The organism is Rhodococcus sp. D-46 (assembly GCF_011290655.1).
Classification (GTDB): domain Bacteria; phylum Actinomycetota; class Actinomycetes; order Mycobacteriales; family Mycobacteriaceae; genus Rhodococcus_F; species Rhodococcus_F qingshengii.
Map to the genome: position 1 here is coordinate 220,811 of NZ_JAANTF010000007.1, position 14,988 is coordinate 235,798.

15 protein-coding genes are annotated in these 14,988 nt (G+C 62.7%); 6 read left to right on the forward strand and 9 right to left on the reverse strand.

Going from position 1 to position 14,988, the window contains the following annotated elements:
- Positions 1–36 precede the first annotated feature (36 nt).
- The gene (locus G9U53_RS19370) at positions 37–462 is read left to right on the forward strand and encodes a VOC family protein (RefSeq protein ID WP_003940409.1); all 426 of its coding nucleotides are present in this window, start codon (positions 37–39) and stop codon (positions 460–462) included.
- On the opposite strand, the gene G9U53_RS19375 is transcribed toward G9U53_RS19370, so the two are convergent.
- Positions 459–1,469, reverse strand: a complete 1,011-nt coding sequence (locus tag G9U53_RS19375; RefSeq protein WP_003940556.1) for an AraC family transcriptional regulator — start codon at positions 1,467–1,469, stop codon at positions 459–461. The two genes, G9U53_RS19370 and G9U53_RS19375, sit on opposite strands and share 4 nt — an antisense overlap.
- Entirely contained in the window at positions 1,466–2,656 is a 1,191-nt protein-coding gene (locus G9U53_RS19380) for a pyridoxal phosphate-dependent aminotransferase (RefSeq protein ID WP_165639077.1), read from the reverse strand. The genes G9U53_RS19375 and G9U53_RS19380 overlap by 4 nt, the downstream gene beginning before the upstream one ends.
- Positions 2,657–2,791: 135 nt before the next feature.
- Between G9U53_RS19380 and G9U53_RS19385 the strand changes: the two genes are divergently transcribed.
- The 5 genes from G9U53_RS19385 (at position 2,792) to G9U53_RS19405 (ending at position 6,614) form a co-directional block, all read left to right on the forward strand.
- On the forward strand, positions 2,792–3,370 hold the full coding sequence (locus G9U53_RS19385) for a carboxymuconolactone decarboxylase family protein (RefSeq protein WP_165639078.1): 579 nt from the start codon (positions 2,792–2,794) through the stop codon (positions 3,368–3,370).
- Positions 3,371–3,495: 125 nt separating this feature from the next.
- Positions 3,496–3,891, forward strand: a complete 396-nt coding sequence (locus tag G9U53_RS19390; protein ID WP_064073966.1) for a TOBE domain-containing protein — start codon at positions 3,496–3,498, stop codon at positions 3,889–3,891.
- A 25-nt stretch (positions 3,892–3,916) separates the two neighbouring features.
- Positions 3,917–4,726: a molybdate ABC transporter substrate-binding protein gene (gene modA, locus G9U53_RS19395; RefSeq protein ID WP_042451258.1), complete on the forward strand. Its 810-nt coding sequence runs from the start codon at positions 3,917–3,919 to the stop codon at positions 4,724–4,726.
- Positions 4,723–5,532, forward strand: coding sequence for an ABC transporter permease (locus tag G9U53_RS19400; RefSeq protein ID WP_020970514.1), 810 nt, complete (start codon positions 4,723–4,725; stop codon positions 5,530–5,532). Before modA ends, G9U53_RS19400 begins: the two co-directional genes overlap by 4 nt.
- Positions 5,529–6,614, forward strand: coding sequence for an ATP-binding cassette domain-containing protein (locus G9U53_RS19405; protein WP_007733546.1), 1,086 nt, complete (start codon positions 5,529–5,531; stop codon positions 6,612–6,614). The genes G9U53_RS19400 and G9U53_RS19405 overlap by 4 nt, the downstream gene beginning before the upstream one ends.
- Here G9U53_RS19405 and fadD11 read toward each other — a convergent pair.
- The 7 genes from fadD11 to G9U53_RS19440 are packed head-to-tail and all read right to left on the reverse strand — an operon-like array spanning position 6,590 to position 14,859.
- Complete coding sequence (gene fadD11 / locus G9U53_RS19410) at positions 6,590–8,392, reverse strand: fatty acid--CoA ligase FadD11 (protein WP_064073967.1); 1,803 nt, start codon at positions 8,390–8,392, stop codon at positions 6,590–6,592. The genes G9U53_RS19405 and fadD11 overlap by 25 nt on opposite strands.
- The gene (locus G9U53_RS19415; protein ID WP_064073968.1) at positions 8,389–9,351 is read right to left on the reverse strand and encodes an SDR family oxidoreductase; all 963 of its coding nucleotides are present in this window, start codon (positions 9,349–9,351) and stop codon (positions 8,389–8,391) included. The genes fadD11 and G9U53_RS19415 overlap by 4 nt, the downstream gene beginning before the upstream one ends.
- 4 nt (positions 9,352–9,355) lie before the next feature.
- Positions 9,356–10,789, reverse strand: a complete 1,434-nt coding sequence (locus G9U53_RS19420; protein WP_165639079.1) for an aldehyde dehydrogenase family protein — start codon at positions 10,787–10,789, stop codon at positions 9,356–9,358.
- On the reverse strand, positions 10,786–11,286 hold the full coding sequence (locus tag G9U53_RS19425) for an SRPBCC family protein (RefSeq protein ID WP_165639080.1): 501 nt from the start codon (positions 11,284–11,286) through the stop codon (positions 10,786–10,788). The genes G9U53_RS19420 and G9U53_RS19425 overlap by 4 nt, the downstream gene beginning before the upstream one ends.
- Complete coding sequence (locus G9U53_RS19430; protein ID WP_007733536.1) at positions 11,283–12,374, reverse strand: PDR/VanB family oxidoreductase; 1,092 nt, start codon at positions 12,372–12,374, stop codon at positions 11,283–11,285. Before G9U53_RS19430 ends, G9U53_RS19425 begins: the two co-directional genes overlap by 4 nt.
- Positions 12,371–13,303 carry a metal-dependent hydrolase gene (locus tag G9U53_RS19435; protein ID WP_165639081.1) on the reverse strand — a complete coding sequence of 311 codons (933 nt, stop codon included), beginning with the start codon at positions 13,301–13,303 and terminating at the stop codon, positions 12,371–12,373. Before G9U53_RS19435 ends, G9U53_RS19430 begins: the two co-directional genes overlap by 4 nt.
- Complete coding sequence (locus G9U53_RS19440; protein ID WP_165639082.1) at positions 13,303–14,859, reverse strand: NAD(P)/FAD-dependent oxidoreductase; 1,557 nt, start codon at positions 14,857–14,859, stop codon at positions 13,303–13,305. Before G9U53_RS19440 ends, G9U53_RS19435 begins: the two co-directional genes overlap by 1 nt.
- Between the last annotated feature and the right edge of the window lie 129 nt (positions 14,860–14,988).

Here is a 14,988-nt window from a genome sequence, read left to right on the forward strand (position 1 = left end):
TCACTAGGTGTCGGTGGTCGGCGTTAACGTCGGAACATGGGATACGAATTTCAAGTCACAGTAGATTCGGCACATCCGCACGAACAGGCGAAGTGGTGGGCCGCAGCACTCGGGTGGGCAGCGGAGCCCAGCGACGAAGACTTCATCAGGGGCCTCGTCGCCGCTGGTCACGCCAAGGAATCCGACACCACGACATTCGAGGGAGTCCTCGTCTGGCGCGAAGGTGCGGCCATCAGCGATCCGGAGCATCCCGAACGTCCCCGCGTTCTGTTCCAACTGGTACCGGAATCGAAGACGGTGAAGAACCGGCTCCATTTCGACATACGAGTGGGCGACAAGCGCGAGGATGTCGCAGCGCACCTCGAGACGGTGGGGGCGACGATCCTGCACCGAGGAGCGCAGGGGCCGAGCGTGTGGATCACGATGACCGATCCCGAAGGAAACGAGTTCTGCGTCAGCTAGCGGTACGAACTCGGAGTGTCGCCGGTCCATCGTTTGAAGGCCCGACGGAAGGCGCTGGGCTCGGAGAACCCCAATCGCGCCGAGAGTACTTCGACGGATTCTCCGCGCCGCAAACCAGCGATGGCTACGTCGCGGAGCACTTCCTCGCGCAGTTGATTGAGTGATGTTCCGTCACGCCGCAGCAGTCGACGCAGATGGGGAACGCTGATCGAGAGCATCTCCGCGATCTCCTCGGCCGTGGAGGTTCGCCCCTTCACCCCGAGCTCCAGGACCCGTCGTACCTGCGCCGACGCAGTGCTGTCGTAATCACGTTCGGACATGAGCTGAATCGGAGATTCTCGGAGGTACTCCTCCAACGTCTCCTCGGTTTGGATGATCGGTGCACGCATGGCCGAGTTGTCGAACTCCAGTGCCGCGCGCTTCGCGCCGAAGGTGACCGGCGCTCCGAAGATGTAGTCGTAGTCCTGCGCCAACCGTGCATCCGGTGCCGAGTACGGAAACTCGACCGCCCGAAGTCGGACGCGCTTTCCGATCAACCATGCGGAAAATCGGTGCAGCAAGATCAGGACGAAATCGGTTGTGACACGTTCTGCGACATCAGGTTCGGCGACGCCTTCGCGAGCTCGGACAGCGAAACTCACCCGAGTGCTTTCCTCGCCCTTCTCGATCGACAGTGGGGCCAGAGCCGGTAGCGCACGGATCACGTCGGACATTCGAGCGAAGGCCGATCCGAGATCAGGGCAATGGATCAACGTCAGGCAGATCAATCGGAAAGTGCCACGGGGGACCGGGGCGGATCCGAGGCCGAACAATTCGTCGTCGGTGATCTGCCAGGTGGATTGGATGAACGTGGTGACCTGAGTCGGGGTCAGCCGGGCGCGCGGGTCGGACAGTGTCTCGAGGTCGATCCCGGCAGCGCGCAGTGCACCCGACAAGTCGACGTCGTTGTCCGGCGAGAACGCGAGATAGCGGTGGACGAATGCGGTCGGGATGGTCCGCGCTGTCATGGGTACGCTGCTCCTTGGAGCAGGTGGAGACGGCGTGCAGCTTCGGACAGAATGTGGTCCTGCTTGCAGAAGGCGAAGCGCACCAGGTGCTTCCAATCGTCGCGGTTGTCCGCGAACACGTCGACCGGAACGGCCGCGACGCCGATCCGCTCGGGCAGTGCGCGGCAGAAATCTCCCGCATCGGTTTCGCCCAACGGTCTGATGTCGGCAAGGAGGAAGTACGTGCCGCCACCGGAATGCACCGTGAAACCGGCCTCGGTCAGAGCTTTACCGAGCACGTCGCGTTTGCCTTGCAAGCTCTGTCGAAGTTCGACGACCCACGGCTGTTCGTTGGTGAGCGCGTAGGCAACGGCCGGTTGGAACGGTGCACCGGCAACAAATGACATGAACTGCTTGGCGGCACGGACTCCGTCGATGAGTTCGCGCGGGCCGATCGCCCAGCCGGTTTTCCAGCCGGTGACATTGAAAGTCTTTGCGGCACTGGACACCGTGACGGTGCGCTCACGCATGCCCGGGAGCGACGCCATCGGTGTGTGGGTGAGGCCGTCGAAGACCAAGTGCTCGTAGACCTCGTCGCTCAACACGATCAGGTCGCGTTCGCACGCGAGTTCGGCGATCGCTCGAAGTTCGTGATCGGTGAATACGGTGCCGGTGGGGTTGTGAGGACTGTTGACGATCAGCATCTTCGTCTTGGAGGTGATCGCGCCGCGCAATGCATCGAGATCGACCGCAAATCCGTCTCCCGCGGTTACCAACGGAACTGTGCGACGTACAGCGCCTGCCAACGCGACGGATGCAGCGTAGGAGTCGTAGTACGGCTCGATCAGCACTACTTCTTCGCCGGGTTCGACCAGTCCGAGAATCGCAGCACTGATCGCCTCGGTGGCGCCGACGGTGACCAGAACTTCGGAGTCGGGATCACTGTCGAGTCCGTAGCGGATGCGCCGATCCTCCGCGATGGCCTGACGCAAGACGGGCATGCCCGGACCGGGCGGGTATTGATTGACGCCCTCGGCGATGGCTCGGCGCGCTACCTCGAGCATGGCCGCAGGACCGTCGGTATCCGGAAAGCCCTGACCGAGGTTGACCGCGTCGTGAAGTGTGGCCAACGCTGTCATCTCGGCGAAGATCGTGGATGCGAACGGCTGCAGACGCGAGACGGTGCGGTTGCGGGGCGTCGAAGGCATCTTTGCAGCTTAGTCGGCTGACACCGCATCCTCACATCCGCTCGGACGCGGTGCTTGTCACGTTTGAATCGCCGCCATCGTCCAACTCTGTAGAGAGCATCGAATCCGGTGCCCCAGAACATACGGAGGCTTGCCATGACTCGCATTCCCGCAGTGACACCGTCAGAAGCCAGTCCGTTGATCAAAGTGGCATACAAATTCGCCGCCAGGCAGTACGACGAAGTCCCCGAGCCCTTTGCCGTCCTGGCCAACCATCGGAAATTGTTCGTAGCGGCTGCCCGCCACGAAATGGCTGTGCAGAAGGCGTCGAAGGTGCTGCCGTCGAACATTCGTGAACTGGCCGTCTATCGCGTCGCCTGGACTGTCGGCTGCTCGTGGTGTGTCGACTTCGGGACGATGCTCTCGCGCTTGGACGGTTTGGACATCGACAAGTTGAAAGAGATCGCGAACTACCGGGATTCATCGAAGTACAGCGAAGACGAGCGGGCCGCGATCGCCTACGCCGACGCCATGACCGGTGACCCCCATGGGGAGAACGGGGTGGCGGACGAACAGGTCGCGGATCTCGAGCGCAGGTTCGGGCGAGCGGGCGTCGTGGAACTGACCTATCAGATCGGGCTCGAAAACATGCGCGCCCGGATGTATTCGGCGTTGGGGATTACCGAGCAGGGGTTCAGCACCGACTCCTGCCGTGTGCCCTGGGCAGAAGAATGATGCGCTGATTCGTCTACGGCAACTATCGACAATGCTCCGCAGATACGTGATCATGATTGACTAGTTCACGCATCTGCGGAGCATTTCGGCTTGTTAGGTCCGCACTTGCGACCTACGATCACCTGGTGCCCAACATTCGAATCCGCGAAGCTGCCGGCCTGCTCGGTGTCAGTGACGACACCGTCCGGCGGTGGGTCGACGGTGGGTTTCTCACCGCGACGACGGACGACTCCGGCCGCAAGGTCATCGACGGTGCCGAGTTGGCGGGCTTCGCCCGGTCCAACGCCGGACCCGCACCGGCCGATCCGCTCACGGGTGCGAGTTCGGCCCGCAACCGGTTCGCCGGCCTCGTCACCAAGGTCGTCACCGACAAGGTGATGGCTCAGGTCGAAATGCAGTGTGGGCCCTTCACTGTCGTCTCGTTGATGAGTACCGACGCGGTTCGGGAGCTCGGACTCGAGGTCGGGAGTATCGGAGTCGCAATCGTGAAGGCCACCACGGTCATCGTGGAAACGCCGTAGTTTTTGAACATACTGGAGGAAATTCGTGAAGCGTGTAGTCGGACTTGTTGCAGCAGGTGCCTTTTCGCTTGCCCTGGTGACCGGTTGTAGTTCCTCCGACAATTCTTCGTCGGAGACGTCGTCGGCCGCTCCGACCACAACCACTTCCAGTGATAGTGCCACGGGAAGCATCACCGTCTTCGCAGCGGCGTCACTCAAGAACAGCTTCACCGAACTCGGCAAGGAATTCGAGTCCGAGAACCCCGGTTCATCGGTCACATTCAGCTTTGCCGGGTCCTCGGACCTCGTCGCTCAGATCACCCAGGGCGCACCGGCTGACGTGTTCGCCTCGGCTGACGCCGCCAACATGACCAAGGCCACCGACGCCGGCGTCGTCGCGGGGTCGCCCTCGGACTTCGCGAGCAACACCTTGACGATTGTTGTGCCGCCGGGCAATCCGAAGGGCATCGCGTCGTTCGCCGATCTGGCAAAGGAGGGGACGCAACTGGTGATCTGCGCTCCGCAGGTCCCTTGTGGCGCGGCTACGAAGAAGGTCGAGACGGCCACAGGCGAGACCCTCTCGCCCGTCAGCGAAGAATCGTCGGTGACCGACGTTCTCAACAAGGTGACGTCCGGGCAGGCCGATGCCGGCATCGTTTACGTCACCGACGCGAAGTCCGCTGGTGACAAGGTTCAGACCGTCGCGTTCCCGGAAGCCACCACGGTGGTCAACCTGTACCAGATTGCGGTGCTGAAGGATTCGAAGAATTCGGAAACGGCAACCAAGTTCGTCGATCTCGTGAAGGGCCCCAAGGGCTTGGCAGTTCTGGGTGACGCGGGATTCGCTGCCCCGTGACACACCTAAGACCGGCGGTCCGGGCTCCGCTCGGGTTGCCGGTATGGATTTACCTTCCCGCGCTGATCGGCGGGGCGTTTGTCATCGCTCCCTTGGCCGCGATGCTGGCCACCGTGCAGTGGTCGCAGTTCTGGGAACTCGTGACTTCCGAATCGTCGGTTGCCGCGTTGAAACTGAGTTTGAAGACAGCAGCGATGAGCACGCTGCTGTGCATCCTGTTCGGCGTACCGATGGCCGCGGTGTTGGCGCGCAGTCATTTTCGGGGACTGTCCGTTCTTCGATCCTTGATTCTGCTCCCGCTGGTTCTGCCGCCCGTGGTGGGCGGTATCGCGTTGCTGTACACGTTCGGGCGCAAAGGGTTGATCGGTGAGCAGTTGGAAGTGCTCGGCATCCAGATAGCATTCTCGACAACCGCGGTGGTCCTGGCGCAGACGTTTGTCGCGCTACCGTTCCTCGTCGTCAGCCTCGAAGGTGCGCTACGCACTGCGGGCACACGATACGAGGCCGTAGCCTCGACGCTCGGAGCCCGCCCGACCACCGTGCTTCGCCGGGTGACTTTGCCGCTGGTGCTTCCCGGTCTGGTGTCAGGGGCAGTGCTGGCTTTCGCTCGCGCACTGGGGGAGTTCGGTGCAACGCTGACGTTCGCGGGAAGTCTGCAAGGGGTCACGCGTACCCTGCCGTTGGAAATCTATCTCCAGCGTGAGACCGATCCGGATGCAGCGGTAGCGCTTTCGCTGGTGTTGGTCGTAGTCGCGGTGGTCATCGTGGTTGCGGTGCGTGGACGCGGATCGGCGGGTTCGTTGTGAGTGGCCTCCACGTCGACATCGAGATTCCGGAGCGCGACGTCGTTGCGACGTTCGACGTCGCGGCCGGTGAGGTGACCGCTGTCCTCGGACCGAACGGCGCAGGCAAGTCGACGGTACTGGCGGCGGTTGCCGGACTACATCACCCGCGGCGTGGGTTGATCGAACTGAATTCCCGCGTTCTCACCGATACCGGTAGGGGAGTCGCGTTGGCGCCGCATCGGCGCGGCACTGCTCTACTCGCGCAAGAGGCACTTCTCTTTCCCCACCTCAGTGCGGCCGCGAACGTGGCGTTCGCGCCGCGCAGTGCAGGGCGGTCGCGTCGCGATTCCGCCGATTCCGCGCGCCACTGGCTCGACGCAGTCGACGCCGCCGAATTGGCTGACCGCAAGCCGTCACAGCTCTCCGGCGGTCAAGCGCAACGAGTCGCAGTGGCGAGGGCATTGGCTGCCGAACCCGAACTACTCCTGCTCGACGAACCGATGTCTGCGCTCGACGTCGCCTCCGCCCCGGCATTGCGGTCGTTGCTGCGTAGAGTGCTCCGAACAGGAGATCGCACGGCCGTGCTCGTCACGCACGACGCTCTGGATGCGCTGGCCCTTGCCGACACCGTTGTCGTGCTGGACGGCGGCCGGGTCGTCGAACGTGGTGACGTACGAACAGTTCTGACTCGCCCGCGTAGTGCATTTGCAGCACGCATCGCAGGGATCAACTTGCGCAGCGGCACGATGGCCGGAGACGGAATGCTCAGAAGTCCGGTCGGGGTGGATATCGCGGGCCAGACGGAGACCGACCTACCGGCCGGCAGTGCCGCCGTGGCAGTCTTCGAGCCGCGAGCAGTGTCGGTCTACCTGGATCCGCCTCACGGGAGCCCACGAAACGCGTTTGCGGTCACGATCGCGGAGATCGAAAATCGAGGCGATGTCGTCCGAGTCCGAGCCGAGGACGAAGCCGGCCAGCCGGGCTTGTCTGCCGACATCACGGCGAGCGCAGCGGCCGAGCTCGATCTGGTTCCGGGATCGGCCGCTACGTTTGTGGTCAAGGCCACCGAGACGCTGATCTATGCGCAGGGCGCAGGCTCGTAGACGTCCTCTACGACCGAATCCGCATAGAGGGCTGCAATTTCGGACGCGTACTTCTCGGCTATCGGCTTGCGCCTGAGCTTCATCGTCGGTGTCAGCTCGTCGCCGCCTGGCTCCCAGAACGTGGTGAGTACGTGAAACCGCTTGATCTGCTCGGCCCTCGACAGACGCGAGTTTCCCTCGGCGACAGCAGTTGCAACGATGTCGACGATCCGAGCGTCCTTGGCGAGTACCGCGGCCTCGGCCGCAAGTCCCAGTGAGCGTGCCCCTCCGACCGCGGCGTCGGCGCTGAGAGTGATCAACGCTGTGTTGAACTTTCGGCCGTCTCCGATTGCCACGACCTCACCGATCAACGACGACGACGTCTTCACTGCGGTCTCGATGGCAGCGGGGGACATGTTCTTTCCCGACGCATTGATGATCAGCTCCTTCTTGCGATCGATCACCGTGAGGTATCCGTCTGCGTCGGCCGTGACGATGTCTCCGGTCGAAAGCCAACCGTCTGCACTGATCGCTTCGGCCGTTTTTGCCGGTTCGCCGCGGTACCCCTTCATGACCAACGGTCCTCGAACCAGTAGCTCACCGTCCGCCTCGATGCGCATTTCCATGCCTGGAAGCAACTTTCCGACCGTTCCCAGCTTGGTCGGCTCGGCCGGTGCGGTGCTCGCAATGCATGTCAGCTCGGACATTCCCCAGATCTCCGAGATCGGAACTCCCAGGGCTGCAAAGAATGCCAAGGTGTCCGGCGGAATCGGTGCGGCGCCAGAGATGGCCCACTTCAGTTCGGCAAAACCGAGTTTCGCACGCAGAGCGGAGAGGACCATTGCATCGGCTCGGGCGTAGTCCGCTTCCAGTTCGGCGGGGACTGTTTCACCGGCTCGCAAGTGTGCGAGCCGAGTGCGACCGACGTCGAGTGCCCACTGCAATGCCACTCGCCGCGCGTCGTCCGGTTCGTTGGCGACGGCCGATTCGACTGCAACCTTCAGCTTTTCCCACACACGGGGGACGCTGCCCCAGATCGTGGGGCGACAGTCCGGAAGCGCAGCCGCTACCTGGCTCGGATCCGGCACGACAGTGATCTGGGCGCCGAACACCATTTGCATGTACAGGCAGGTGAGCCGATCGGCGATGTGCGCCGACGGCATGTACGAGGTGATGCGGTCACCGAACTCGACGGGGAGTACAGCACTGACGGCGGTGGTTTCGAACAACAGACAGGCATGAGTCGTCTCGACGCCCTTGGGGTTGCCGGTCGTGCCGGAGGTGTAGATCAACGTGGCGACGTCGTTCGGTTTCACCGCACGCCAGGTGCTCTCGAAATCGAAATCGGCGGCAGCAGAGGACTTCATCTGCTCCAGCGTCAGGGTGCCGGACTGCTGGGCAGACGGTTGCGCGTCGACGACCACGATCGTGTCGAGTGTGGCACCGGATCGGCGAACGGTATCCACGTACTGGGCCTCGCAGACGAGCACTCGCGCACCGGAATTGGCGAGGATGTACTGGATGGCTTCGGGTGCCGACGTGTTGTAGATGGAGAAGGACGTCGCGCCGAGGTGTTGGGCGCCGACGTCGATCGGGTAGAACTCGATGCGGTTACTCATCATCAATGCAACCGTATCGCCATGTCCCACGCCGATTCCGGCCAATCCCGCGGCAACATCGCGAACCTGTTCGCCGTACGCGCGCCACGTCAGTGTTCGCGCATCGCCGATGTCTCGCAAAGCCACCGCGTCGGGCGCTACCGCCGACACTCGCTGGAAGGCTGCACACAACGTAGTCATGATGTTCTCCTGGATGCCTTTGGCAGGGCTGATGCATTCGTCGGGGCCGCAGCGGTGGTTCTGTCTTCGAGTTCGCGGATCAGGTCGTGTGCCTGTTTGTCTTTTGCCAGGTAACCGTCGGCAAGGACATTGATGAATCCGCGTCCCCACGCCCAGGGTTCCCAGGCAGCGGGGGCAAGGGTCCGGGCGGCGCGGCGCGCGATCGCGTCGGCGATCACGGTGGCGGCACGGTCCGGGGAGATTCGATGACGGAGGGGACCAGGTAGTCGAGCGTCGAGTTTGCGCCCGATCTCGTCGTCGTCGAGTGTTGCGCGTGCAAGTTGTGTATCCACCATCCCGAAGTACGCGATGCCGGCAGTAGCGCCGTAGCCGGCAACCTCGAGACGCAGCGCCCGGCCGAGCGCTTCGACCCCAGCCTTGCTGATCATGTACGAAGCGCCGCCCAAACCGGGGGCGAACGACGCCGCCGATGACACGACGACGATGTGCCCACTGTTGCGGATCACCTCGTCGATGGTCGGATGCACGGTGTTGAAGACGCCGGTGAGATTGACGTCGAGCACACGATCGAAGGCGTCGGGATCGATCTGGCGCAATGTTGCCGGGGGAGGGGTGATTCCGGCGTTGGCCACCACGACGTCGATTCTGCCCAGCTGCTCGATGATCGTTTGCACGGCTGCGGTCATGCCGTCCCGATCTCGGACATCGGCCGTCACCGTCACGACTCGCTGTGACTCGAATGAGCGCTCGGCCGTTGCCAATGAACTCTCGTTGACGTCGACCAGTGCCACGGTGGCCCCACGCCGGTGGAGAGTGCGCGCCAGCGCTGCACCGATACCGTCGCCTCCACCGGTGATCAGTACGACCTTCCCGGCGACGTCGTAGTCGAGTCGGCGTCCGGGCAGTGGAATGCCCAGATCGCGGACTGTTCCCGCAATTGCGGACAAGCGTCCCGTCATTGCTTCAGTGCCTTCCGTGTAGCGCGCGGATGAGAACCTTGACCAGCCAGTCGATTCGGGCGGTCCTTCGAAACGTCGTCAGTGGTAGGGGCGAACGGAATCGTTGCCGAGTCGTCGAACGAGCGTAGGTGAACTCCTTCAGACCATCTGGGCCGTGAACGCGTCCGAAACCAGATGCTCCGACCCCACCCAGTGGCAGGTTGGGAACCGCGGCATACATCACGTAAGAGTTCACCGACGCTCCTCCGGATCGGAGCCGATCGGCAACAGCCGCTCCGTCCTTGCCGAACACGCTTGCTCCCAATGCGTATGGCGACGCATTGACCAACTCCACCGCCTCGTCCATCGAGGCGACCTTGGTGATCGTCATCGTCGGGCCGAAAGTTTCCTCCGTGACGGCGAGGCTGTCTTCGGGGACGTCGACCATGATGGTCGGTTGCACGTACTGGCCGGAGATCGAGCCGAGCCCTCCGAGAACGACACGTCCACCCCGCGACATCGCGTCGTCGATGTGGCGCCGGATTACAGCCACTTGCGAGGGCATGGTGATCGGACCGATCTTGTCTTCGGCACCCGGACCCGCATGAACTCGGGCAGCCAAAGTGATTGTCTTGTCGATAAACTCGCCGTAGACATGTTCGTGCACGTATACACGCTCGACGCCCAGACAGGTTTGACCGGAGTTGGACAATGCTCCCCACACCGCAGCATCCGCGGCGGCACCGACATTTCCGTCGGCATCAAGGACGAGCGCGTCCTTACCACCACATTCCATCAACACCGGTGTGAGGGTCTCGGCGCACGCTGCCATGACTTTCTTGCCCGTCGCGGTCGATCCGGTGAACCCGATCTTGTCGACACCGGCCAGGCACAGTGCCGCGCCGACCGAACCATCGCCCGTGACGACCTGCAGCACAGGATGTTCAGGGACGACCTCGGCGAAGGCGCGGCCCAACCATTGCCCGACTGCCGGTGCGAACTCACTCGGCTTGTAGACCACGGCGTTGCCTGCAGCCAGCGAGAACGAGAGCGAACCGAGTGGGGTGAAGACCGGATAGTTCCACGGACCGATCACACCGATCACCCCGAGAGGTCGATACTCCACCGAGGCGGCCTGATTGACCGTCAACAAACTGGAGCGGACGCTGCGCCTGCCCAATACCTTTCGGGCATTCTTCGACGCCCACGCGAGATGTTCTAGTGCCATGGCGATTTCGAGCATTGCGTCAGGGTGCGGCTTGCCCATGTCCCGGTGCACGACGTCGGCGAGTTCGGATGCGCGACGAGCGATGATTCCTCGCCACCGATCCAGTCGACGAGCGCGTTGCTCGAATGTCAGTTCTGCCCACCATTCGGAAGCAGTACGGGCGTCGCGCACTGCCTGTGTCACTGTGTCGTCGGACGCCTGTGTGGTCGTGTCGATCTCGGTCGCCGTCATCGTGGAGTTCCTTGAAGTGTGTGGTGGACGGCGCCGTCGGCCCAGCCGCGGGTGACGCGTTGGAGGATCGGTCGGGACAGAGTCAGAATGGGGGCGAACCACGGCTGCGCTTGCACAGCGAACGTCCAGGTGAGGCGGCTGCCAGTCGAAGTCGGTTCCAACACCAGATCTTCAGCGAAGCGTTTGAACCCCGGAAGTGACGCCGACTCCACGTAGAACGACATCCGGCGCCCCTCGTCCCAGCGGAAGAATCGCTCGTTCAGTGCAGCAAAAGCGCCGGCTCGCACGGTTCGCGTAGTCCCGACGCCGAATGGTCTGTCCGAGGTCCAGTCGGCTCCGGTGATCCCGTGCGCCCACGACGTGAGCGCTCCGTCCGAGGTCAACGTCTGCCACAAGCTTTCACATGTCGCTTCGGATTCGATCCGGTGAGTGATCACCAGCGGAGCGGAGCGGCTGAAGGCTGCGTCGGCCGCAGAAAGAGAGAATTTTCCCTTCACAGGTCCACCACCAAAGACCCACCGGTGGAACGTGATCGACAGGTCAACATCGAACCAGTACGTTCGGATTCGGTGAGGAGGGTGTCTCGATGCTCGACGGTCCCGGAGAGCACCCGGACCTTGCATGTACCGCAGAAGCCCTGTTGGCATGAATACGCTACTCCGGGAAGTACGCGTCGTATTGCAGCCAATGCACTTTCGGACTCGCCCACATCGACGGTGAGTCCGGTGCGCGCCAGATGCACCGTGAACTCCTTGCCGTCGACTACCGGGAGTGGGGAGAACCTCTCGCTGTGCACCGATCCGGTCGGGTTGGCGGCGAAAGTTGCCGCACGCACCGTGTTCATCAGCGGAACCGGTCCGCACGTGTACACCGCGGCACCTGGATCCGCAGCAGCGACGAGTGTTCCGATATCCGTCGGACCCAGCTCGTCGTCGGGTCGGATGGTTACCCGGCCGCTGGAATACTCCTCGATCTCGTTCAGGAATGGCATAGCTGCCCGAGTTCGTCCGAGATAGTCCAATCGCCACGGGACTCCGCGGCGGTGACAGCGTTGCACCATGGGAAGTATCGGAGTGATCCCGATTCCGCCCGCAACAAAGAGGTACGACGGAGCAGTGACAAAAGGAAATGCATTCCGCGGCCCTCGTACGTCGACAACCATTCCGGGTTTCAGCGACTCGTGTATCTCGCGGGAGCCGCCCCCGCCTTCGTCGATCCGCCGGACGGCGATCCGATACGAGGTCAAGTCGTCGGGGTCTCCGCACAACGAATACTGTCGTTGCCTTCCCGAGGGGAGAATGACGTCTAGGTGAGCGCCGGGAATCCACGACGGCAGGGTGATTCCTTCCCTCGGGGTCAAGGTGACACTCAGGACGTCTGCGCACTCGAACCGGACGGACTTCACGTCCAGCGTCATGTCGAATCCGCTGTAGCGGACCGGGTTGGGACGCGAAAGTATCTGCGCTGCAGGACTTGACGCAAAGATTCGACGGTATGCGCTCGTCGCCTGTGCGGCAATCCTCAACGACCGGGTCGGTGTGAAGTCTTGTGCGTCGTGAGGACGGTCGGCAGTCGTCTTGTTCATCCTTCACTCTTTTCGGAAGAACGATTGGCGGCAGGTGAGCGAGCGAGGTAGCGCATGGCTACGTCCATGTCCCCGATCTGGGACGGATGGAAGCTCGGCCGCAGATACGGAGGAATCTCGGTGATCAGGAATTTCATGTTCGGGACCAGGCCGCGGCGAGTGGCGCTGATCAGTTGCAGAGGCCACAGGCGGCCCTTCGCCTTCGACGGGTCCTGCCGGAAGAGGTAGTTCATCGAGGCGATGAACAACACGAACAACGTGAAGCTGGCGAGTAGCGCCGTGCGAACGCGGCGGGCGTAGCTACCGTCCACGTACATGTAGGCGTCGAAGGCCACGTTGCGGTGCTCGACTTCCTCGGCGCCGTGCCACTTGACCATGTCGAGCATCGTCGGGTGCATGCCGGCATCTTCGAGGGCGGGATCGGTGAGCAGCCATTCCCCGACCACCGCCGTGTAGTGCTCCATCGCGGCAAACAAGCCGAGACGTTCACAGAGCCAGGCGTGCTTGGCTTTTCCGGTCAATCCTTTGTCGCCCAATATCTTGTCCACGAGCCAGTCCATCCGGCGTGACATCGGTTTCATGTCCATGCCGAGGTCCGCAAGATGCTCGCGTGCACCTTTGTGCGACGACGCGTGTGTTGCTTCCTGGCCGACGAATCCCACCACCTCTTCGTGCAGGCGGGAGTCCTCGATGAGCGGGAGCGCTTCGGCGAGCGTTGCGGACATGGCCCGCTCTCCCTCGGGCAACACGAGATGCATGAAGTTGATGACGTGGGTGACCATCGGTTCGTTCGGCACGTAATGCAGTGGTACGCCGTCCCAGTCGAATTCGACGTCACGGGCGGCGATCGCATGTGCTTCGTCGGTGTAGCGGCGCGCGCCGGACGGTGCGACGACGGGTGTGCCTCGGAAGGCGTTGATGCCGAGCATTATCGGCTCCTCACGGTTTCTCGGGCAGTGGTGAGTGATTCGGACGAGACGGGTTGTACTTGCGCGTAGTGAGCGAGGTCGGCTCGTTTGGTCCTGGTGCGGAAGGATCGGTTGAATCCGGGATAGAAGGTGTAATTGCGGCCGCCGTCGACGAGGTAGTAACTACTGCACCCGCCGGCGTTCCATACGCTGGTGGCGAGTCGGCGGTCGGTCGCGCGCACGAACTCTCTCTGCACGTCTGCCCGGACGTCGATACTGCCGATGCCGCGCTCGTCCATTTGAAGAATGCAGCTCACGATGTACTCGACCTGCGCTTCGATCGTGACGACCTGCGAGGTGTAGACCACGGAATTGGGGCCGAGGATCATGAAGAAGTTCGGAAACCCGCTGATGGTGGTGCCGAGGAAGGCCTCGGCACTGCCGTTCCACGTCTGCGCGAGGCTGCGGCCGTCCTTGCCCCGGATGATGTCGAACGACGGGTTGTCTCCCATACGAAAGCCGGTTCCCATGACTATGGTGTCGACTTCCCGGAAGGCGCCGTCCGCGGTGAGGACTCCGCGCTCCTGCACCTCGACGATTCCGTCCGTCACCACCTCCACATTGGGTGACGCCAGCGCGGGATAGTAGGTGTTCGAGAACGTCGGACGCTTGCATCCGAATGCGTAGTGGGGGAGCAGCTTTGCGCGAAGCTCCGGGTCCCGCACCTGCCGGCGAAGGTGTGCTCGGCCGAGTGCGGCCAGCCCTTTGAGCAGTGACGGCTTGTACACGAATCCGGGTACCAGGGCTTCTTGGAGCAGGTCGAGTCCCTTGCGTGCCAGTCGTTGGGTGAGCGGCACCCGCTCGAAGAGAGCGCTCGGCCAGCCGGTCATCGGCTGATCCGGGTGCGGCAGGATCCACGTCGGTGTCCGCTGGAACACGGTCAACGTGTCCGCGAGCGGTTGCAGTCTGGGGATGATCTGCACCGCAGAGGCACCGGTGCCGACCACGGCTATCCGCTCACCGCGAAGGTCGTGGTCGTGGTTCCAGTCCGCGGTGTGGAACATCTGACCACGAAACGATTCGAGCCCGGGAAGGTCGGGTGTGGCGGGGGCACTGAACGGGCCGGTGGCCGCGACCAGGAACTGTGTCTCCCACACGGTTTCCGCAGTGTGTACCCGCCAGATCTGGGCTTGCTCGTCCCACGAAGCTTCTGTCACGTCCTGGTTGCAGTGGAAATGACCGGCCAGTCCGAAGCGATGGACGCAATCCCGGAGATAGTCGTAGATCTCGGGCTGTAGCGGATACAGCCGCGTCCAGTTCGGATTGGGCGCAAACGAGAACGAGTACAGAATCGACGGGATGTCGCACTGTGCACCGGGGTAGGTATTGACCTGCCAGGTCCCCCCGGGCTCCGCGCCACGTTCCAGAACGACGAAGTCGTCGATCCCGGACTGCTTCAAGCGGACAGCCGTTCCGATGCCGCCGAAACCGGCTCCGATGACGACGACTCGTGTTCGGCGAGTTCGAGTTTCCTCGTCACCGGCCGATGGCCCCGAGGTTGGGTCGATGTCGACCATGTGTGACGCCTCCTGATTGGTGCGTGAACAACTGAACGAAGAGTAAGTCTGACATCAAGTGATGTCAACAGCGGTTGATGTCAGAATTCAACTGATTGACATCGGGCGATGTCAGTTCGCTTGCGGAGG

Excerpts from the sequence above, each read along its gene's own strand:
- G9U53_RS19380 (WP_165639077.1), bottom strand. The coding sequence starts at position 2,656 with ATGCCTTCGACGCCCCGCAACCGCACCGTCTCGCGTCTGCAGCCGTTC.
- G9U53_RS19430 (WP_007733536.1), bottom strand. The coding sequence starts at position 12,374 with ATGAACAAGACGACTGCCGACCGTCCTCACGACGCACAAGACTTCACA.
- G9U53_RS19420 (WP_165639079.1), bottom strand. The coding sequence starts at position 10,789 with ATGACGGCGACCGAGATCGACACGACCACACAGGCGTCCGACGACACA.
- G9U53_RS19375 (WP_003940556.1), bottom strand. The coding sequence starts at position 1,469 with ATGACAGCGCGGACCATCCCGACCGCATTCGTCCACCGCTATCTCGCG.
- G9U53_RS19435 (WP_165639081.1), bottom strand. The coding sequence starts at position 13,303 with ATGCTCGGCATCAACGCCTTCCGAGGCACACCCGTCGTCGCACCGTCC.
- fadD11 (WP_064073967.1), bottom strand. The coding sequence starts at position 8,392 with ATGACTACGTTGTGTGCAGCCTTCCAGCGAGTGTCGGCGGTAGCGCCC.
- G9U53_RS19385 (WP_165639078.1), top strand. The coding sequence starts at position 2,792 with ATGACTCGCATTCCCGCAGTGACACCGTCAGAAGCCAGTCCGTTGATC.
- G9U53_RS19370 (WP_003940409.1), top strand. The coding sequence starts at position 37 with ATGGGATACGAATTTCAAGTCACAGTAGATTCGGCACATCCGCACGAA.
- G9U53_RS19440 (WP_165639082.1), bottom strand. The coding sequence starts at position 14,859 with ATGGTCGACATCGACCCAACCTCGGGGCCATCGGCCGGTGACGAGGAA.
- G9U53_RS19415 (WP_064073968.1), bottom strand. The coding sequence starts at position 9,351 with ATGACGGGACGCTTGTCCGCAATTGCGGGAACAGTCCGCGATCTGGGC.